Raw genomic sequence first — 18,930 nt, forward strand, 5'->3', positions numbered from 1 at the left:
CTCCCTGACCGGACCGGCCACGAAAGAGTTCTGACACAACTGAAAGAGATCCGACACAACTGGCGCGGGCCGGTTCGGGCCTCTGTGAGGATCCGGTCACCGGGCCCGTGCCGAGCACTGCACGCAGTGCGTTTCCCGTCTTCCGTGGGGTTTGTGGACGATGAGCCGAACCGTGACCGCCTCGCTCGACCTGACCGACTCACGCACCTTCCTGGCGCACGATCCCTTCGAGTTCTTCGCCGGGGTCCGGGCGAACGAGCCGGTGTACTGGCACGCCGCCGCGGCCGACCGGCCGGGCTTCTGGGTGGTGGCCGGGTACGCCGACGTGGTCGCCTGCTACGGCGCCGCCGACGCGCTCGCCTCGGGCCGCGGCACCGTGCTCGACGTGCTCCTGCGCGGCGACGACTCGGCCGGCGGCCGGATGCTCGCCGTCACCGACCGCCCCCGCCACCGCGGGCTGCGCGCGCTGCTGTGGCGGGCGCTGTCGCCGAAGGTCCTCGACACCGTGGCCCGCAAGGTCGAGCGGCGCACCGCCGGACTGGTCGGCGCCGCGCTCGACGCCGACACCGTGGACTTCGCGACCGACGTCGCCGAGCACGTGCCGATGAACACCATCTGCGACCTGCTGTCCGTCCCGGAGGCGGACCGGCCGGACCTGCTGCACTGGAGCAAGGGCGCGCTGACCGGGGCGGACGAGCTCGACTCGCTCGAGTCCCGCAACGAACTGGTGCTGTACTTCATGGACTTGGCGCAGCAGCGGCGCGAGTCCCCGGGCGAGGACGTGATCAGCACGCTCGCCACCGGCCTGGTCGACGGCGAGCCGCTGAGCCTGGACGACATCGCGCTCAACTGCTACAGCCTGATCATCGGCGGCGACGAGTCCTCCCGGGTCTCCGCCGTCAGCACGGTCAAGGCGCTGGCCGAGAACCCCGCGCAGTGGCGCGCGCTCCGGGACGGCCGGGTGGACCTCGACTCCGCCGTGGAGGAGGCCCTGCGCTGGGCCACCCCGGCGTTCCACTTCGCCCGCACCGCCACCCGCGACCAGCTGATCGGCGGTCAGGAGGTGCGGGCGGGGGACATCGTGTCGCTGTGGAACATCTCGGCCAACAACGACGAGCGGGCGTTCGCCGAGCCGCGCTCCTTCGACCTCTCCCGCTCCCCGAACAAGCACGTCGCGCTGGGCCACGGCGCCCACTTCTGCCTGGGCGCCTTCCTCGGCCGGGTCGAACTGCGGGCGCTGCTGGGCGTGTTGGCCGAGGCGGTGCGGGGCGTGGAGGTGACCGGGCCGGCCACCCGGATCCGGTCCGCCTTCCTCAACGGCTACAGCTCCCTGCCGGTGCGGCTGCTCCCGCGCTGAGCATCCCGGGCGGGGCCCGGGAACCGGAAACGAACGGAGAAGAGGGACAACCATGCGGGTGACGGTCGACCGACAGCGCTGTATCGGCTCGGGGATGTGCGTGATCACCGCGGACGAGGTCTTCGCCCAGCGGGACGAGGACGGCACCGTCCGGCTGCTCGGGGCGGAGGTGGCGGACGAACTCGGGGACCGGGTACGGCAGGCCGCCCACCTCTGCCCCTCGCGGGCGATCACCGTCGGCGTCGGGCCGGAGGTGGAGCGGTAGCGCGCGCAGCGAGCCGGGGCGCCCCGAGGGAGGCGCCCCACCGGCGTTCCCGGACCCTTCCCGGACCGCCCCCGCTACGCGGTGAAGGCGGCGAAGTCGACCGCGCCGACCCGCTCCGGGTCCAGCAGGATCTGGATCCGGGTGATCCGCCCGCCGCGCACCGAGAAGCCCATGACCGAGGTCGGCGCGCCGTCCCGGGTGACCAGGGCGCCGGGGACGCCGTTGACCAGCACCGGGAAGACCGCCACCCCGCCCTGGCGGAACAGCGAGGCGCGCCCCGCCACCGGCCGGGCGCCGCGGATCGAGGCGGTGGCGGCGGCGAGGGCGGGCCCGCCGTCCGCGCGCAGCTCGACGTCCGGGTCGAGGACGGCCACCAGCCCGTCCAGGTCGCCGTCCCGGGCCGCCGCGAAGAAGGCGTTCACCAGCGTGCGGCGGGTCGCGAAGTCGCCGCCGGAGTCCGCCTCGCGCTCCTCCTGCACCCGGCGGCGCCCCCGGCTGGCGAGCTTGCGGGCCGCCGCCGGGGTCTTCCCGACGACGGCCGCGATCTCGTCGAAGGGCAGGTGGAACATGTCGTGCAGGACGAAGGAGACCCGCTCGGCCGGGGCGAGGGTGTCCAGCACGATCAGCAGGGCGAGGCTGACCGAGTCGCTCAGCAGCGCCTCGTCCTCCGGGCCGTTGGACGGCTCCTGCCCGACGACGACGTCCGGCAGGTGCACCCCGACCGGGTCCTCGGGTCGGGCGGCGCGGGAGCGGAGGATGTTCAGACAGATCCGGCCGATCACCGTGGTGAGCCAGCCGGCGAGGTTCGCCACCTCGTCGGCGTCGCTGCGGCTGAGTCTGATCCAGGTCTCCTGGACGGCGTCCTCGGACTCCGCGTGCGAGCCGAGCATGCGGTACGCCACGGCCCGCATGTGCGGCCGGTGCCGCTCGAACTGCTCTGCCAGCCGATCGTGGTCGGGCACGGTCACATTCCTCGGTCGGGAGGGGTCATCACTACGGGGGCGGCGAGCCGCCCCCGTCGTTCGTGGACCTTACTTGGAGCGCGGGATGATCACACTGGGTATCACACATATCACACGACTCCGGAGGGGCGAGAGGCCATGACCCTCTCCCTCACGGAGTCGCGACGCCGGCGGCTGACCCTGTTCGCGATGTGCATGGCCACGTTCATGACCTCGCTCGACCTGACCATCGTGAACGTGGCCCTCCCGTCGATGCAGAGCGAACTGCACATGGGCGCCGCCGAGCTGGAGTGGGTGATCAGCGCGTACTCGCTGAGCCTGGCCGCGGTCATCCCGGCCAGCGGGGCGCTCGGCGACCGGTACGGCCGCAAGCGGATTTTCCTGACCGGGATGGTCGTCTTCTCGATCGGCGTCGTCGCCTGCGCCGTGGCCTGGAACGCGCTCTCGCTGATCGCCTTCCGGGCGGTGCAGGGCCTGGGCGGGGCCGCGATGCTCGCGCTGGGGCTGTCCATCATCACGGAGACCTACCCGAAGGAGCAGCGGGCCTCCGCGATCGGCGCCTGGGCGGCGATCGGCGGCACCGGCTTCGGCGCGGGCCCGGTCGGCGGGGGCATCCTGCTGACCTTCTTCGGCTGGCAGTCGGTCTTCTGGATCAACCTGCCGTTCGCCGCCCTGGGCATCGCCTGCACCTTCCTGGCGGTGCGGGAGTCGCGCAACCCGCAGGCCCGCCGGCTCGACGTGCCGGGGATCGTGCTCAGCGCGCTCGGGCTGGTCTGCCTCACGCTCGGCTTCGTCGAGTCCGCCGACCACCCGTGGGGCTCGGCCGTGGTGGCGTTCCCGCTGGCGGCCGGGGTGGTCCTGCTGCTGGCCTTCCTCGGGTGGGAGCGCCGTGCCCCGCACCCGATGATGCCGCCCGCCCTGCTGCGCGCGCGCAGCTTCGCGAGCGCCTCGGGGATCTACCTGCTGTGCTACGGCGGCATGAGCGGCGCGCTGTTCTGGGTGACGCTGTACTTCCAGGACGTGGCGGGCTGGTCGGTGCTGCGCACCGGGCTGTCGTGGCTGTTCATGAACATCCCGTTCCTCACCATGGCGCAGTTCGGCGGCCGTCTGGACTCGCGGTTCCGCTCGGTGACGGTGGCCGTCTCGGGGATCCTGCTGGCCGCGGTCGGGGTGTTCCTGCTCAGCCGGGCCGGGACCACGCCCTTCGCGGTCAGCGCGCTCGGGTACGTGCTGTACGGCGGCGGGTTCGGCACCTTCGTGCCCGCCGTGACCCACGTGGCCATGCGGGACGTGCCCCCGGGGGCCTCCGGCGCCGCCTCGGGCGTGCTGAACGCCTCGCGGCAGATCGGCAGTTCGGTGTGCCTCGCGGTGCTGGGCGCCGTCGGCGTCAACTCGGCGGTCTCCGCCTGGCAGGAGAAGACGGCCGGGCTGGACGGGGCCCAGCGGGCCGAGGTGCTGGAGCGGTCGCGGGAGGTCGGCGGCGGCCGGCTGCACACGGTGGTGGAGGCGCTCGGCGAGCCGTTCCGGCAGCCGGCCGTCGACTCCTTCCTGCACGGCTACCAGCTGTCGATCGGGATCGCCGCCGCGGCCACGGCGGTGGCGGCGGTGCTGGCCTGGGCCGGGTTCCGGCAGCGCGCCGGACAGCTGCCGACGGCCCCGGAGCCGGCCCCGGAGCCGACCACCCCGGAGTCGAGTACTCCGGAGCCGGCCGGACCCCGACCGGCGGGCGGTTCGTCCGCCGACGAGGTGACGGTGGCCGGAAAGGGTCTGCGCCCCCGTCCGTGACCCATGTCACGCGGGTGCGCGGATAGAGCTCGGGCAAGGTAGGAGGTGGTCCGAACCACCGGTACGTCGCGCCCGCTCCCGGATTCCAGGGGGGCGGGCACGGCGCTGCCGAGGGCCGAGTGCCCAGCAGCAAACGTGTGCTTACCAGTCGGTGAACGTGTGCAACCGGGCCTTGCGGAGCCCCGCCCCGGCGGGAGGCCGCGGGCCCGGCCGTGAGCCGCGCCGGGCGTCGATTCCCACTGCCTTCGGGGCGGTTCGTACGAGAAAGCAAGGAAAGCCGAGACTGCCTTTTTCTCTGACGAGGGAGACACCCTTGAGCAAAGGTGTCACGTTAATACGATGGCCCATCGAGGCGGACAAACGGAATCACTGCCGAAAGGCGGGAATTCCCTGCCTGCTCGTCGTGGAGGCCGGCAATGACGCTCCCGTGTGCGTCGACCCCGGGGAGGACTGGATCAGGTCGCCGGCCCCGCGCGGGGACGTCGAGGCGCGCATCCAGGCGCTGTCCCAACGCGTGTACGGGCGCAGGGTCCCGACCGTCGATTCCACCGGGGTGCTCTGCTTCGGCGGCAACTCGGTCGCCATCTCCACCACCCAGGTGGGGATCATGGAGGAACTCGTCGCCCACTACGGCGAGGTGGTGTACCGGGCCGAGCTGGAGCAGCAGGTGGTCCGGGCCACCGGAGCGATCTCCAGGAACGCCCTGGACCTGCAGATCATGCGGCTGCGGAGGCGGATCTCCGAGGTCGGCCTCTGCATCCGGACGGTGTGGGGCCGCGGCTACATCCTGGAGGCGGACGGCCTGTGACCGGCGGCGCCGACCGCGGCTGACACCCCGCGCGGGCGGCACACCGCGAAGCCCGTACGCCGTACAGCCGGCACGCCGCCACCCCGGCGTGCGGCCGGTGCCCTCTGCCCGTACCTCACACGGGCAGAGGGCGTCCCGCCGGGCCGGGCTCAGGCGTCGAGCGAGGCCTGGACGTCCAGGGTGATGTGCGGGTCGGCCTTGTCGATGCTCCAGGTGCCCGCGGTGTACGCGGTGTACGCGGGGATCTCGGCGACGGCCTCCGTCATCGGAACTCTCCTTCGAACGGTCGTGAGTCACAAGCCCCGCGGTGCGCGGGTCATCAGTACGACGGACCGTGAACCCGGAAGGTGACCGATGGATCAGCGCCAACTGCTGGCGGAATTCTTCGAGGAGAGCCGAACGGCGCTGCTGGGGCTCGCGTACCGCATCCTCGGCTCCCGGGAGGAGGCCGAGGACGCGGTGCAGGAGACCTGGCTGAGGCTGGACCGCGCCGACACCACGGCGGTGCGCAACCTGCCCGGCTGGATCCGCACCGTCGCCTCCCGGGTCTGCCTGGACGCGCTGCGCAGCCGGTCGGGGGGCCAACAGCGCTGTGGGGGCGAGGAGTTGACGCACACCTGCGGCCCCGGCGCGGAGGCGGACCCGGAACAGGAGGCGCTGGCGGCCGAGTCGGTGGGCCTCGCGCTGCGGGTGGTCCTGCACGCGCTGAGCCCGGCCGAGCGGGTCGCGTTCGTCCTGCACGACGTCTTCGGGGTGCCCTTCGACGAGATCGGCGCGCTCCTCGACCGCAGCCGGACCACCGCCAAGAAGCTGGCCAGCCGGGCCCGGCAGAAGGTGCGGTCCCCGCTGGAGCGGCACCCGGTGGAGCCGGAGCGCCACCGCGAGGCGGTGGCGGCCTTCCGGCTCGCGGCCGCCACCGGGGACACCGGCCTGATCGCCGCCGCCCTGGCGCCCGACGTGGTGCGGGCCGCCCCGGCCCCCGCCCGGCCGCCCCGACCAGCGCGGGCGGAGCGCCTCTTTCGCAAATCTTTTTCCGCCGAACGGCCCGGCCGGGGCCCGTGCCAGAGTCGGTGTGCGGCGGCCGAGGACCAGGCCGCGCACCAGGACGTACGCCGTGACCAGGACGTACACCGTGACCGAGGACAGCGCGACCGTCGGCTCCCGACGGGACGCCAGGAGGTTCCTCCCCATGCCCCCCACGCCCATGACGGGGGCCGGCGGCCGCACGACGGCCGGACCGGTCTCCGCGACCGCGTTCAGAACCCTGATGGCGGGCTTCCCCGCCGGCGTCGCCGTCATCACCGCCGCAGACGAGGCCGGCCGGCCGTACGGCACGACCTGCACGGCGATCTCCAGCGTGTCGGCCGACCCGCCCACCCTGCTGGTGTGCATGCAGCGCTCCAGCCGTACCCTCGCCGTCCTCGAACGGAGCGGCGGCTTCGCGGTGAACCTGCTCGACGACCGGGCCCGCGCCGTCGCCGAACTCTTCGCCGCCCGGGGGCCCGACCGCTTCGAGCACGTCGGGTGGACCGCCCGCCCGGACTGGGCCGGCCCGCACCTCGACCGGGCCGCGCACTCCGTCGCCGACTGCCGGATCACCGGCTCGGTGACCGTCGCCGACCACGTGGTGCTCTTCGGCGAGGTCTACCGGGCCGCCGCGGCGGACGACGGACGGCCGCGGCCGCTGGTCCACGGACTGCGCGCGTACTGGTCCCTCGGCGGCCGCGGCGCCCTGCCCGACGCACCACCGGACCCGACCACGGAGGCCCAGAGATGACGACCTACGGAATATCCCTGCTGCCCGACACCCCGCCGCTGGTGCGCAGCGCCGAGGAGTACTACGGCAACCTGCTGGCGGTGTCCGAACTGGCCGACGACCTCGGCCTCGAGTACGTCAAGATGACCGAGCACTACCTGCACGCCTACGGCGGCTACTGCCCCGACCCGCTCGCCTTCCTCTCCGCCGTCGCCGCGCGCACCAGCCGGGTGCGGCTGATGACCGGCGGCATCCAGGCCTCCTTCCACCACCCGATCCAGCTCGCGGCCCGCACCGCGCAGCTCGACGCGCTCAGCGGCGGCCGGCTGGACGTCGGCTTCGCCCGCGCCTTCCTGCCGTACGAGTTCGACGCCTTCGGCATCGACCTGGACAGCAGCAAGGACCGGTTCCGGGCGGTGGTGGACGCGGTGGTGCGGCTGTGGACCGAGTCCCGGGTGAGCGAGGACACCCCCTTCTTCCGCTACCGGGACGCCGACTCCCTCCCGCTGCCCACCCAGGACCCCCACCCCCCGGTGTGGGCCGCCGCGCTGATCACCCGCTCCAGCTTCGAGTGGATCGGCGACTCCGGCTACAACCTGCTGATCGCCTCCGCCCCCAGCCGCGAACAGGTCGGCCAGGTACGGGAGATGATCGACCTGTACCGGCAGCGCTTCGCCGCGGCGCCGAAGAACGCCGGCCGCCGGCCCCAGGTCGCGATCAGCGTCGCGCTGTACCTGGCCGACTCCGACGAGGAGGCCGTGGCGGAGGGCAACGCCGCGCTGCGCCGGCACTGGGACACCTTCGGCGCGGCCGCGGAGTCCTGGCGCGAGCGCAGCTCGACCTCCTACCAGGGCTACCGCGAGGCCATGGTCGACAAGCACCAGGCCGGCCCCAGCGAGGCGGCGGGCCTGGCGGTGATCGGCTCCCCGCGCAGCGCTGTCGAGCAACTGCGGCGCATCGAGGCCGAGTTGGGGACGGACGTGGTGCTGTTCCAGCTCGACTACGGCCAGCAGTCGCTGGAGAGCATGTCGCGCAGCCTGAAGCTGTTCGCCACCGAGGTCCGCCCGCGGCTGGGCGAGGCGCCGTGACCGCGCCCGTCCGTACGGTGGCCGTACCCGCGGCCGCGCGAGCCCGTACGGTCGCCGAACTGTTCGAGGAGCAGGCGGCGCTCCGCCCCGGGGCGACGGCCGTGCTGTACCGGGACACCGCGCTCGACTACGGCCGGCTCAACGCCCGGGCCAACCGGCTGGCCCGGCTGCTGATCGACCGCGGCGTCGGCCCGGACCACCTGGTGGCGCTGGCCGTGCCGCGCTCGCCCGAGCTGGTGGTGGCCCAGCTCGCCGTGCTCAAGGCGGGCGGCGCCTACCTGCCGCTCGACCCCCGCTACCCCGCGTCCCGCAAGGCCTTCATGGTGCGGGACGCGGCACCGCGGCTGCTGCTGCGCACCGCGGCCGCCCGGCCCGAGGGCGTGGAACTGGACGAGGTCGTGCTCGACTCCGCGGAGTGCGCGGCGGCCTGCGCCCGGTACGGCGACGGGAACGTCCGGCAGGACGAGCGCCTGGCTCCGCTGTCGCCGCACCACCTGCTGTACGTGATCTACACCTCCGGCTCCACCGGCACCCCGAAGGGCGTCGCCGTCTCCCAGGAGGGCGTCGCCGACCTGGTCGCCACCCAGGCCGAGCACCTGCGCCCGGCCCCCGGCGAGCGGGTGCTCTCCTGGGCCTCGGTCAGCTTCGACGCCGGGTTCTGGGACCTCTCGCTGGCCCTGCTGCACGGCGCCGCCCTGGTGGTCGCCGACGACGAGGACCTGCTGCCGGGCGACGCCCTGCACGGGACGCTGGCCAGGCACGCGATCGACCACGCCACCCTGCCGCCCGCCGCACTGAGCGTGACGGACAGTCGGGACGTGCTCCAGGGAGGCACGGTGACCTCCACCGGCGACGCCTGCACCCCCGCACTGCTGGGCGCCTGGGCGCCGGGGCGCCGGATGTTCAACGGCTACGGCCCCACCGAGGTGACCGTCGGCTGCACCCTCGCCGGGCCGATCGACGCGGCGGACGGGGTCGACATCGGCGTCCCCTGGACCGGGGCGCGGGTGTACGTGCTGGACGAGCGGCTGCGGCCGGTGGCCGACGGGGCGGAGGGCGAGCTCTACCTGGGCGGCTCCGGGCTGGCCCGCGGCTACGTCGGCCGCCCCGGGCTGACCGCGACCCGCTTCCTGCCCGACCCGTTCGGTCCCCCCGGCGCCCGGATGTACCGCTCGGGTGACCGCGGCCGGCGCGCCGCCGACGGCCGGTTCCACTTCGCCGGCCGGGCCGACGGGCAGGTCAAACTACGGGGATTCCGGGTCGAGTTGGGCGAGATCGAGGACCGGCTCACCCGGCAGCCCGACGTGGACCTGGCCGCAGTGCTGGTGCGGGGCGGACAGGCCGACGCGCGCCTGGTCGGCTACGTCACCCCGAGCCCCGGCGCGGCCCTCGACCCCGCGGCGCTGCGCGCCCGACTCGCCGACGTGCTGCCGGAGTTCATGGTGCCGGCCCGGATCGAGGTGCTCGACGCCTTCCCCACCACCCCGAACGGGAAGATCGACCGCGCCGCCCTGGACCGCACCGCGCCGGACCGTCCTGCCTCGGACCGTGCGACCGGAGAGGTCGGCGGCGCGGAGCCCGGTTCCCGGGAGGAGCGGCTGTACCGCACGATCGCCCGGCTGCTCGACCTGCCGCGGGTCGAGCCGGAGGCCAACTTCTTCGACCTGGGCGGCAATTCACTGCTGGCGGGGCGGCTGATCGGCGCGCTGCGCGAGGAGCTCGGGGTGCGCGTGCCGATCCGCTCGGTCCTCGCGGCACAGGACCTGCGGGAGATCGCCCGGGCCCTGCACGGGTGACAGACCACGAAGGGCCGCCCGGCGGGACCCCGCGCGGCGCGGCGAGGAAGGGAGATTCCGTGACCATCGACGACGCGACCGGTTCCGCGACCGGGTCCGCAACCGATTCCGCCGGCGACCCCGCCGGCGGCTCCGCGACCGGGCAGCTCACCCGCTTCCCCATCCTGAAGGAGCCCGCCTGCCCCTTCGACCCGCCCTCCGCCATGCGCGAGCTCGGCGCCGGCCCGGTCCGGGTCCGGCTCTGGGACGGCAGCACCCCCTGGCTGGTCACCGGCTACGACCTCGGGCGCAAGCTCCTGGTCGACCCCCGGGTCAGCGCCGACTCGACCAGGTCCGGCTACCCGCACTTCGACCTGGGCAGCCGCGAACGGCGCAAGGACGGCCGCTCCTTCGTCGCCCTCGACGACCCCGAGCACGCCCGCCAGCGCCGGATGGTCTCCCCGCCCTTCGCGATCCGCAACATCGACGCGCTCAAGGACGAGGTCGCCGACATCGTCAACGGGCTCATCGACGAGTTCCTCACCCGGCCCCGGCCCGCCGACCTGGTCGGCGGCCTCGCCTTCCCGACCTCCACCAAGGTGATCTGCCGGATGCTCGGCGTCCCGTACGCCGACCACGAGTTCTTCCAGGACGAGAGCACCCGGATGCTGCACCGGGACAGCTCGCCCGACATGGTGGTCGGCGCCCAGGAGGCGCTGCGCGGCTACCTGCGGGAGCTGATCGACCGCCAGCTGCGCGAGCCCGCCGACGGCCTGATCTCCGAGGTGATCGAGACCCAGGTCCGCCCCGGCGCGCTCAGCCCCGAGCAGCTGTCGTACATCTCCATGACGCTGCTGGTCGCCGGCCTGGAGACCACCGGGAACATGATCGCCCTCGGCACGCTGGCCCTGCTGCGCAACCCCGAGCAGCTGGCGGTGCTGCGGGAGACCGACGACCCGGGCGTGGTCAACCGCGCCGTCGACGAGCTGCTGCGCTACCTCAACATCTCGCACTCCGGCCGCCGCCGGGTCGCCCTGGAGGACATCACCGTCGGCGACGTCGTGATCCGGGCCGGCGAGGGCATCATCCTGACCAGCGAACTGGCCAACCGGGACCCGGACAACTTCCCCGACCCGGACCGCCTCGACATCACCCGGGACGCCGCGCACCACCTGGCGTTCGGCTTCGGCCCCCACCACTGTCTGGGCCGCCCGCTGGCCGTCCTCGAACTGCAGACCGTCTACGGCACGCTCTACCGGCGGATCCCCACGCTGCGCCTGGCCATCGACTTCGCCGACGTCCCGTTCAAGTACGACGGCGTGGCCTACGGCGTCCGCGAGCTCCCGGTCACCTGGTAGCGGCGGGAGGCCCCGATGAGCGACTCGTACGGGCCCGCGACGGCGGGCGGCGGCATCGTGGTGGTCGGGGCCGGGCTGGCCGGCCCGGTCGCCGCGCTCTACCTGGCCCGGCGCCACGGCAGGGTGACCGTCCTGGAACGGCACGCGGACCCCCGGCGGATCCCGGCCGGACAGGGCCGGTCGCTGATGGTGATCCTCTCCGAGCGGGGCCGGCGGGTGCTGCGGGAACTCGGCCTGGAAGCGGCGGTGCGGCGGATCTGCGCGCCGATCACCGGCCGGTGCGGGCACCTGCCGGACGGCAGCACCGCCGTCACCCCGTACAGCCGGGACGGCGCGGCGATCTGGGCGGTCGAGCGGCAGGCGCTGCACCGGCTGCTGCTGGACGCGGCCGAGGCCGAGCCGGGGGTCGACCTGCGCTTCGACCACCCGGTGCTGGCCGTGGACCCGGCGGCGCCCGCGCTGCTGGTCGGGGCGGGCGGCGCCGAGCGGTGGGTGCGGTGCCGGCACGTCATCGGCTGCGACGGCGTCCACTCGGCGGTGCGCGGCGCCCTCGTCGAGCGGGGCGCCCGGGCGCGGGTGAGCACCCTGGAACTGGCCTACCAGGAGATCGTCCTGGACCTGCCCGACTGCGACCGCGGGGTGATGCACTACTGGCCGGCCGGGGACGCGCTGTTCGGGGCCTTCCCGCAGGTGTCCAGCCGGCGCTTCGCGGGCTCGGTGTTCTTCCGCCGGGAGGGCCCGCGCCCGTCCTACCGGGCCGCGGTCGGCGGGCGGGCCCTGGCCGAGCAGTTCGCCGCCGTCTTCCCCCGGCTGGCGGCCGGAATCCCGGACCTGGAGGAGCAGTTGGGCGCCAAGCCGGTCTCCGCCGTCCGGCTCACCCGGTGCGACCGGTGGGTCCTGGGCGGCACGGCCGCGCTGGTCGGCGACTCCTGCCACGCGATGGCGCCGTTCATGGGCCAGGGCATGAACGCCGCCTTCGAGGACGTCCGCACCCTGGTCGCCTGCCTGGACCGGGAGCGGGACTGGGAACGGGCCTTCGCCGCGTACGAGCGGATCCGCAAGGGCGACGGCGACGCGATCGCGGACATCTCCTACCGGCACTACTGGACGATGTCCCGGCTGCCGGACCCCAGGCACGAGGCGGAGGAGGCCATCGCGCGCCGACTGGTCGACCTGATGCCGGAGCGGTTCCGGCCCCTGTACGAGCGCTGCGCGTTCAGCGAGGAGAGCTACTCCCTGGCGCTCACCGAGGAGCACCGGCTGCGCGAGCTGGCCCGGCGGATCCTCAGCCGGCACGGCGCCGGCGCCGCCGAGCTGCCCGACCCGCAGCTGCGGGCCTTCGCCGGGGCAGGCTGAGCCGCGCGGTCAGCACGGCCCGCTCTGCCTACTCGGTCCGCTCTGCCTGCTCGGTCCGCCCGATCTGCACGAGTCGCGTGAACTGTCGTGTCACCAGCCGGAACTGACGGGAGATCAACGATGATTCTGGTCGTTTTCAGGTCGCGCTTCTCGGAGCAGTACGACCACGAGTACGAGACCACGGAGGACTACCTCGCCAAGAAGGTGCGGGCGGTCTACGGGGACGACCTCGTCCAGGTCAAGAACTACGAGACCGAGGACGGCGAACGCCTCGCCCTGGTGTGGTGGCGCGACCCCGAGACGCTGGCGCGGTGGCGCGCCGACGTGGAGCACCACAACGCCCAGCAGCAGGGGAAGGAGAAGTGGTACGCCTTCTACGAGTTGACCGTCGCCGAGGTGATCCGGACCAGCTCGACCCTGGAGCCCGAGGCGTACCCGGCGCCCTGAGCCCGCTGTCCCGGCCCCCGGCGGGCGCCGTCACAGGGCGGCGAGGACCGCGCGCGTCGCCTCCCGGGTGCTCAGCGTGCCACCGAGGTCCGGGGTGGTCCGTCCGGCCGCGATCGATCCGGCGACAGCCGCCTCGGTCGCGGCCGCCTCCGTGTCGTGGCCGAGGTGGCGCAGCAGCAGCGCGGCGGTCAGCAGGCAGGCGAAGGGGTTGGCGACGCCCCGGCCCGCGATGTCCGGCGCCGAGCCGTGCACCGGCTCGAACATCCCGAAGCCGCTCTCCGGGTTGAGGCTCGCCGAGGGCGCCAGCCCGATCCCGCCCGCCAGCGCGGCCGCGAGGTCGCTGAGGATGTCGCCGTGCGAGTTGCTGGCCACGATGACGTCGAACCGCTCGGGCTCGGTGACCAGCTTCATCGCGGCGGCGTCGACGTACAGGTGCCGGGTGGCCGCGCCGGGGTGCCGCTCGGCGGCCCGCCGCCAGCACTCCTGCCACAGCCGGCCGCCGGCCCGCACCGCGTTGGCCTTGTCCACCAGGCAGACCTCCCGGCGGGCGGTGGCGAAGGCGAAGTCCAGGATCCGGGAGACGCCGTGCCGGGTGTTGACGTCCGCGTCGACGGCCACCTCGTGGTCGGAGGAGGCGCGGAGGTTCCCGCCGATGCCGCTGTAGAGCCCCTCGGTGTTCTCCCGGACGATCACGCAGTCCAGGGCGCGCCGGGCCGGGTCCCGCAGCGGGCTGAGCCGGTCGTGCCACAGGCGCACCGGCCGGTAGTTGGCGTACAGGTCGAAGGCGTAGCGCAGCTCCAGCAGGACGTCGCGCACGTACCCGGTGTGCTCCAGGTCCGGCCGCCCGATCGCGCCGAGCAGCACCGCGCCGCTCGCCGCCACCCGGGCCAGGTCCGCCTCGCCCAGTGCCACGCCCTCCCGGCGGTAGCGCTCCGCGCCCACGTGGTCCAGCACGTCGACGTCCAGCCCCAGGCCGAACGCGTCGACCAGCCCCAGCGCGGACTCGACCACCTCGGGGCCGATGCCGTCGCCCGGAATCACACTGATGGCAGCCACGGCCGACCCTTCCTCGCGGCGGACAGGACCAACTCCGCCCGGCCGGTGCGCAGTTCCGGCCGGGCCCAGGCCCAGGCTAGGCGCCGCCGCGGCGCGTACCCCCGGTTCTGTCGCGCTTCATTCACCCGGCGGCCGCCGTCGGCGCGGGGAGCGGGGATTCCCGGCTCCGGGTGCCCGGGTACGGATCGGTACGATCCCTGTATGGGTGGTGCGCGGGAAGAGGCCTGGGACGCCGATGCGGCGGAGCGGGCGGTGGCGGTGCTGAAGGCGGTGGCCGACCCGTCGCGGTACCGGCTGCTGTGGGCGCTGAGCCGCCGGGAGCTGCCGGTGAGCGAGCTGGCCGAGCTGCTGGGGGCGCACGTCGCGGCGACCTCGCAGCACCTGGCGAAGCTCCGGGCGGCCGGGCTGGTGGTGGCACGGCGGGAGGGGACCCGGATCTTCTACCGGGCCACCGAGGTGCGCGGGCTGCTCACCGAGGCCGCGCTGATCGCCCACGACCTGCCCGACCGCCGCGACGGCGGCGACGACGGCGCCGCCCCGGCCGGCGCCACCGCGCCGCAGCCCTTCGCCCGCGCGGCCCGCGCGGTGCGCCGCCGCCCGGCGACGGGCTGAGCCCTCAGCGCTCCGGGGCGTCCAGCCGGTACTCCTGCCGGTCGGCGTCGTACGCGAAGAGCCCCGCGTAGCGGCCCCAGTCGGTCGCCGTCTCCAGCTGCCGGTCGGTCTGCTCGACGGTGTAGTGGCGGCCGAGCAGGTCGCGCAGGAAGCCGGTGCGGACGGTGGCGCCGGGCCGGTCGCCGAGGCTGTTGGCGATCAGCTTGATCAGCGGGACCTCCAGGGCCGCGGCGGCGAAGACGGCGCGGGAGTCCTGGGCGTCGGCCCCGGTGTAGGCGGCGCCGGCGTCGGTGAGCAGCAGGTCGTCGCCGTGGACCTCGGCGAAGCCGAGCAGGTCGAGGGCGTCGACCTGGGGGAGCAGGTCGTCGATGTCCAGGCCGAGCTCGTCGGCGAGGCCGGCCAGGTCGCAGCCGCCGCCCCGGTGGGCGATCGTCTCGGCGAGACCGGAGAGGCCGTCGACGCCGGCGGTGGGCAGCGGGGTGCTGGCGACGGTGCGGCGGTCGGGGTCGGGGCCCGGCTGGTCGGTGCGGCCGGGCGCCCGGGTGTCCTTGGGGCGGCCGGTCATGATCCGGTACACCCGGTCCACCCGCTCGTCGAAGGCGGCCGAGTCGCGGTCGCGCGGCCGCTCCAGGTCGACCTCGACGGTCTCCCGGATGGTCCCGTACGGGCGGGCGCCGAGGACCACGACGCGGTCGGCCATCAGCACCGCCTCCTCGATGTTGTGGGTGACCAGCACGACGGCCCGGGTCGGGAACTGGCCGGAGTCCCACAGCTCCATCAGCTCGCCGCGCAGGTTCTCGGCGGTGAGCACGTCGAGGGCCGAGAACGGCTCGTCCATCATCAGCACGTCCGGTTCGACGACCAGCGCCCGGGCGAAGCCGACCCGCTGGCGCATGCCGCCGGAGAGCTCCTTGGGGTAGGCGGACCCGAAGCCGGTGAGGCCGATCAGGTCGATGGCCTGGGCGGCGGCCCGGGCGCGCTCCCGGGGCGGCACCCCGCGGGCCTCCAGGCCGAGCTCGACGTTCTGCCGGACGGTCAGCCAGGGCAGCAGCGCGAAGGTCTGGAAGACCAGCGCGGTGCCGGGGTTGGCGCCGGTGAGCGGGGTGCCGCGGTAGCGGACGGTGCCGGAGCTGGGCGGGATCAGGCCGGCCAGGCAGCGCAGCAGGGTGGACTTGCCGGAGCCCGAGCGGCCGAGCACGGCGACGATCTCGCCGGCCCGCACGGTCAGGTCGATGCCGGAGAGCACCGGCAGTTCGCCGGCGGCCCCGGCGTAGGCCTTGGTCAGGCCGACGGTCTCCAGCAGGACCTCGTCGTCCGGGCGCGGGGCGTCGCCGTGCGGGTGGTCCCCGCGCGGGACGGGCGCGGGCTCGGCGGGGCGGCGGCGGAAGGGGAAGCGCATCGGCGGACTCCGGACTACAGCGAGTAGCGGCGCTCGGCCAGCCGGTACAGCCGGCGCCAGAGCAGACGGTTGAGGACGACGACGTACAGGCTCATCACCGCGACCCCGGCGAGCAGGCGCGGGTGGTCGCCGTGCTCGGCGGCCCGGGCGATGTACGCGCCGAGGCCGGTCGCGGTGAGCGTGGTGGAGCCGAAGGTGACCACCTCGGCGACGATGGAGGCGTTCCAGGCGCCGCCGGAGGCGGTGATGCCGCCGGTGACGTACGCCGGGAAGATCCCGGGGATGATCAGCCGCCGCCAGCGCTGCCGGCCGCGCACGCCGAGGTCGTCCATCGCCTCGCGCAGGTCGGCGGGGACGGCCATGGCCCCGGCGATGGCGTTGAACAGGATGTACCACTGGGAGCCGAGGGCCATCAGCAGGATGCCGCCGAGGTCGATCGACACCCCGGTGCGCAGCAGCAGCCAGACCACCAGGGGGAAGACGAAGTTGGCCGGGAAGCCGGCCAGCACCTGGACGACGGGCTGGGCGATCCTGGTCAGCCGGGGCGAGAAGCCGATCCGCACGCCGATCGGCACCCAGACCACGGTGGCCACCGCGACCAGCACGACCACCCGGGCGAGGGTGGCGAGCCCGAGCAGCAGCGGCTCGCCGAAGACGCCGAGGCCGGTGCGGTCGGCGAGGTAGCGGCCGAGGTCGACGAGGCCCCAGAGCACGATGCCGCCCGAGACGAGGCCGAAGGCCACGTCCCCGGCCCGCCGCCGGCCGGGGTGGACGGCCGGCGGGCGCTCGGCGGTGCCGAACACCCGCCCGGCCCGGTTCAGGGCCCGCCCGACGGGCCGCAGCGCCCGGCCGAGCGCGGTGGGCAGGCGGGAGCGGCGCAGCAGGTCCAGCACGACCGAGCGCTGCACCTCGGTGGCCTCGGACTGCTCGTTCTTGAACCGTTCGGCCCAGGCGGTGAGCGGCCGCCAGAACAGGAAGTTGACGCCGACCACCAGCACCACCATGGTGGCGATCGCCCAGCCGACCCGGCCCAGGTCCCCGGCGGCGATGGCCGCGCCCGCGTACGAGCCGACCCCGGGCAGCGCGTACCGCTGGCCGTCCACGGTGATCGCCTCGGAGGCGACCAGGAAGAACCAGCCGCCGCCGAAGCCGAGCATGCCGTTCCAGACCAGGCCGATCATGCCCGAGGGCAGTTCGACCTTCCAGAACCGCGTCCACCGGCTGAACCCGAACGAGCGGGACAGCTCGTCGAGTTCGGGCGGCAGCGAGACCAGCGCCTGGTAGAAGGCGAAGGTCATGTTCCAGGCCTGGGAGGTGAAGATGGCGAACACGGCGGCGCACTCCAGGCCGAGCATCGAGCCGGGGAAGAGCGCGAGGAAGCCGGAGACGGCGACGCTCAGGAAGGCGAGCACCGGCACCGACTGGAGGATGTCCAGCGCCGGGATCAGCACCCGCTCCAGCCGGCGGCTGCGGGCGGCGGCGTAGGCGTAGCCGAAGGTGAAGACGACCGAGACGGCGAGCGCGGTGAACATCCGCAGCAGCGAGCGCAGGGCGTCGTACGGCAGCCGGGCCGGGTCGGTGTCGACGGCCGCGTCCCGGGCGGTGGAGAACCGGAGGGTGCCGCCCTGGCCGAGGCGCAGCCCCAGGTAGAGCAGCACCAGCACGGCGGCCGCGACGACCAGGTCCACCCACACCCGACCGCCGAGGCGGCTCGCCGTCCGGGCGGGCAGCGAGCCCCGGGACAGGGCCGGGACGGACTTCGGCAGGGTCATGGCGGTACCTCCGGCGCAAACCCGGGCAGTCTGCTCCCTCGGTACGTCCGTACGCAAACCCGTCCCGCGTTTCGAGGACCGCTGCCCGGGCCCCGCCGGTCGCTACCGGGTGGGAGCGGCCCCGGTGTGCCGCCGGGCCGCGGTGACCAGCAGCCGGGCGGTGCGGACGGGCAGGTCCAGGTGCCGGGCGATCCACTGCGGGTCGTGCCCGTGGGTGGCGAACACCCAGGCGGTGTAGAGCCGGCTCAGGCCGGGTGCGCCGGGGGCGAGCAGCAGCGGGCGGACCTGCTCCATCGGGAAGCCGTCCAGCGAGCGGGCGCTGAACCACTGGGCGTCGTCGCGGAACGGCCGGGCCCCCGCCGCCGCGGCCGCGCCCGCCCGCCGCCGGCTGGTGGCCAGCAGCAGGGCGAGCAGCAGCCCGGCGGTCGAGGCGCCGATGAACGTGCCGGACAGGAAGAGCCGCAGGGGGTGGGGCGCGAGGGCGACGGCGAGGCCCTCGGCGGTGATCAGCAGTAGGACGCCGCACAGCGCGGTCCCTCTGCCGGTCCTGGGGAACAGGGCGGTTCGGGTCATCGCGGGGGTCCTCCTTCGGACGGTCGTCGGGTCCTTCGGTGGTGGGGTCGGGCGGTCAGGTCAGGTCAGGTCAGGTCAGGTCAGGTCCGGCCGAGGGCGTCAGGCGGTCCGGGCCAGCCGGGGGTCGTACTTGTAGCCGATCTGCCGGACGGTGGCGATCGCCTCCCGGTGCCCGGGGCCGAGCTTGCGCCGGATCCGGGCGATGTGGGTGGCGACGGTGCGGGAGTCGCCGCTGTCCGGGCGCCCCCAGACGTTCTCCATCAGCTGGCGCCGGGAGTGCACCCGCAGCGGGTTGCCGACCAGGTGGGCGAGCAGCTCGAACTCCAGGTACGGCATGGTGACGGGGCGGCCCTCGACGGTGACGGTGCGCTGCTCGGTGTCCACCACCAGGCCGGGCGCGGGAGCCGGCCGCGGGGCCGGGCGCCGGGCGGGCGCGGGGTGGTCCGAGAAGAGGGCGTCGAGCCTGGGGTAGCGCAGGGCCATGGCGGAGGGGCTCCTTCGGGGTCTGGGCGGCCGGGGCGACCGGGGTGGACGGGACGGGCGGCGCGGACGGGGCGGGGG

17 protein-coding genes and 1 pseudogene are annotated in these 18,930 nt (G+C 74.4%); 12 read left to right on the forward strand and 6 right to left on the reverse strand.

The window, feature by feature from the left end:
* The first annotated feature begins 160 nt into the window (after positions 1 to 160).
* On the forward strand, positions 161 to 1,357 hold the full coding sequence (locus AMK13_RS24320) for a cytochrome P450 (protein WP_074004079.1): 1,197 nt from the start codon (positions 161 to 163) through the stop codon (positions 1,355 to 1,357).
* 52 nt (positions 1,358 to 1,409) lie between these two features.
* Entirely contained in the window at positions 1,410 to 1,622 is a 213-nt protein-coding gene (locus tag AMK13_RS24325) for a ferredoxin (protein WP_049649205.1), read from the forward strand.
* Between the two features lie 74 nt (positions 1,623 to 1,696).
* Here the strand turns inward: AMK13_RS24325 and AMK13_RS24330 are convergent, their stop codons facing one another.
* Positions 1,697 to 2,584, reverse strand: a complete 888-nt coding sequence (locus AMK13_RS24330; RefSeq protein WP_074004396.1) for a sigma-70 family RNA polymerase sigma factor — start codon at positions 2,582 to 2,584, stop codon at positions 1,697 to 1,699.
* A gap of 138 nt (positions 2,585 to 2,722) precedes the next feature.
* Between AMK13_RS24330 and AMK13_RS24335 the strand changes: the two genes are divergently transcribed.
* The 9 genes and pseudogenes from AMK13_RS24335 (at position 2,723) to AMK13_RS24375 (ending at position 12,957) form a co-directional block, all read left to right on the forward strand.
* Positions 2,723 to 4,369 (forward strand): MFS transporter, encoded by a 1,647-nt coding sequence (locus tag AMK13_RS24335; protein WP_074004080.1) that lies wholly within the window; start codon positions 2,723 to 2,725, stop codon positions 4,367 to 4,369.
* 427 nt (positions 4,370 to 4,796) lie between these two features.
* On the forward strand, positions 4,797 to 5,177 hold the full coding sequence (locus AMK13_RS24340; RefSeq protein ID WP_198959425.1) for a winged helix-turn-helix domain-containing protein: 381 nt from the start codon (positions 4,797 to 4,799) through the stop codon (positions 5,175 to 5,177).
* A 354-nt stretch (positions 5,178 to 5,531) separates the two neighbouring features.
* A pseudogene (locus tag AMK13_RS46440) lies at positions 5,532 to 6,011 on the forward strand (sigma-70 family RNA polymerase sigma factor); the annotation flags it as partial.
* A gap of 355 nt (positions 6,012 to 6,366) precedes the next feature.
* On the forward strand, positions 6,367 to 6,954 hold the full coding sequence (locus AMK13_RS45110) for a flavin reductase family protein (protein ID WP_241853013.1): 588 nt from the start codon (positions 6,367 to 6,369) through the stop codon (positions 6,952 to 6,954).
* The gene (locus AMK13_RS45115) at positions 6,951 to 8,021 is read left to right on the forward strand and encodes an LLM class flavin-dependent oxidoreductase (RefSeq protein WP_049649200.1); all 1,071 of its coding nucleotides are present in this window, start codon (positions 6,951 to 6,953) and stop codon (positions 8,019 to 8,021) included. Before AMK13_RS45110 ends, AMK13_RS45115 begins: the two co-directional genes overlap by 4 nt.
* Positions 8,018 to 9,817, forward strand: coding sequence for a non-ribosomal peptide synthetase (locus AMK13_RS24360; RefSeq protein WP_107418836.1), 1,800 nt, complete (start codon positions 8,018 to 8,020; stop codon positions 9,815 to 9,817). Before AMK13_RS45115 ends, AMK13_RS24360 begins: the two co-directional genes overlap by 4 nt.
* A gap of 161 nt (positions 9,818 to 9,978) precedes the next feature.
* Positions 9,979 to 11,154 (forward strand): cytochrome P450, encoded by a 1,176-nt coding sequence (locus AMK13_RS24365; RefSeq protein ID WP_049656281.1) that lies wholly within the window; start codon positions 9,979 to 9,981, stop codon positions 11,152 to 11,154.
* A 15-nt stretch (positions 11,155 to 11,169) separates the two neighbouring features.
* Positions 11,170 to 12,510 carry an FAD-dependent oxidoreductase gene (locus AMK13_RS24370; RefSeq protein WP_049656276.1) on the forward strand — a complete coding sequence of 447 codons (1,341 nt, stop codon included), beginning with the start codon at positions 11,170 to 11,172 and terminating at the stop codon, positions 12,508 to 12,510.
* Positions 12,511 to 12,630: 120 nt separating this feature from the next.
* Positions 12,631 to 12,957: an antibiotic biosynthesis monooxygenase family protein gene (locus tag AMK13_RS24375; protein ID WP_049656274.1), complete on the forward strand. Its 327-nt coding sequence runs from the start codon at positions 12,631 to 12,633 to the stop codon at positions 12,955 to 12,957.
* Positions 12,958 to 12,987: 30 nt separating this feature from the next.
* Here the strand turns inward: AMK13_RS24375 and AMK13_RS24380 are convergent, their stop codons facing one another.
* Positions 12,988 to 14,013, reverse strand: coding sequence for an isocitrate/isopropylmalate dehydrogenase family protein (locus AMK13_RS24380; protein ID WP_074004081.1), 1,026 nt, complete (start codon positions 14,011 to 14,013; stop codon positions 12,988 to 12,990).
* 201 nt (positions 14,014 to 14,214) lie between these two features.
* Between AMK13_RS24380 and AMK13_RS24385 the strand changes: the two genes are divergently transcribed.
* Positions 14,215 to 14,625, forward strand: a complete 411-nt coding sequence (locus AMK13_RS24385; RefSeq protein WP_049656270.1) for an ArsR/SmtB family transcription factor — start codon at positions 14,215 to 14,217, stop codon at positions 14,623 to 14,625.
* 4 nt (positions 14,626 to 14,629) lie between these two features.
* Here the strand turns inward: AMK13_RS24385 and AMK13_RS24390 are convergent, their stop codons facing one another.
* The 4 genes from AMK13_RS24390 to AMK13_RS24405 all read right to left on the reverse strand — a co-directional run bounded on the left by AMK13_RS24390 (position 14,630) and on the right by AMK13_RS24405 (position 18,852).
* Positions 14,630 to 16,024 (reverse strand): ABC transporter ATP-binding protein, encoded by a 1,395-nt coding sequence (locus AMK13_RS24390; RefSeq protein WP_079272399.1) that lies wholly within the window; start codon positions 16,022 to 16,024, stop codon positions 14,630 to 14,632.
* A gap of 14 nt (positions 16,025 to 16,038) precedes the next feature.
* Complete coding sequence (locus AMK13_RS24395) at positions 16,039 to 17,796, reverse strand: ABC transporter permease (protein WP_074004082.1); 1,758 nt, start codon at positions 17,794 to 17,796, stop codon at positions 16,039 to 16,041.
* 102 nt (positions 17,797 to 17,898) lie between these two features.
* Entirely contained in the window at positions 17,899 to 18,369 is a 471-nt protein-coding gene (locus AMK13_RS24400) for a hypothetical protein (protein WP_074004083.1), read from the reverse strand.
* 99 nt (positions 18,370 to 18,468) lie between these two features.
* Entirely contained in the window at positions 18,469 to 18,852 is a 384-nt protein-coding gene (locus tag AMK13_RS24405) for a winged helix-turn-helix domain-containing protein (protein WP_049656267.1), read from the reverse strand.
* Between the last annotated feature and the right edge of the window lie 78 nt (positions 18,853 to 18,930).

Origin of the sequence: Streptomyces sp. CB02056 (genome assembly GCF_001905545.1) — a bacterium.
Taxonomy (GTDB): Bacteria; Actinomycetota; Actinomycetes; order Streptomycetales; family Streptomycetaceae; genus Kitasatospora.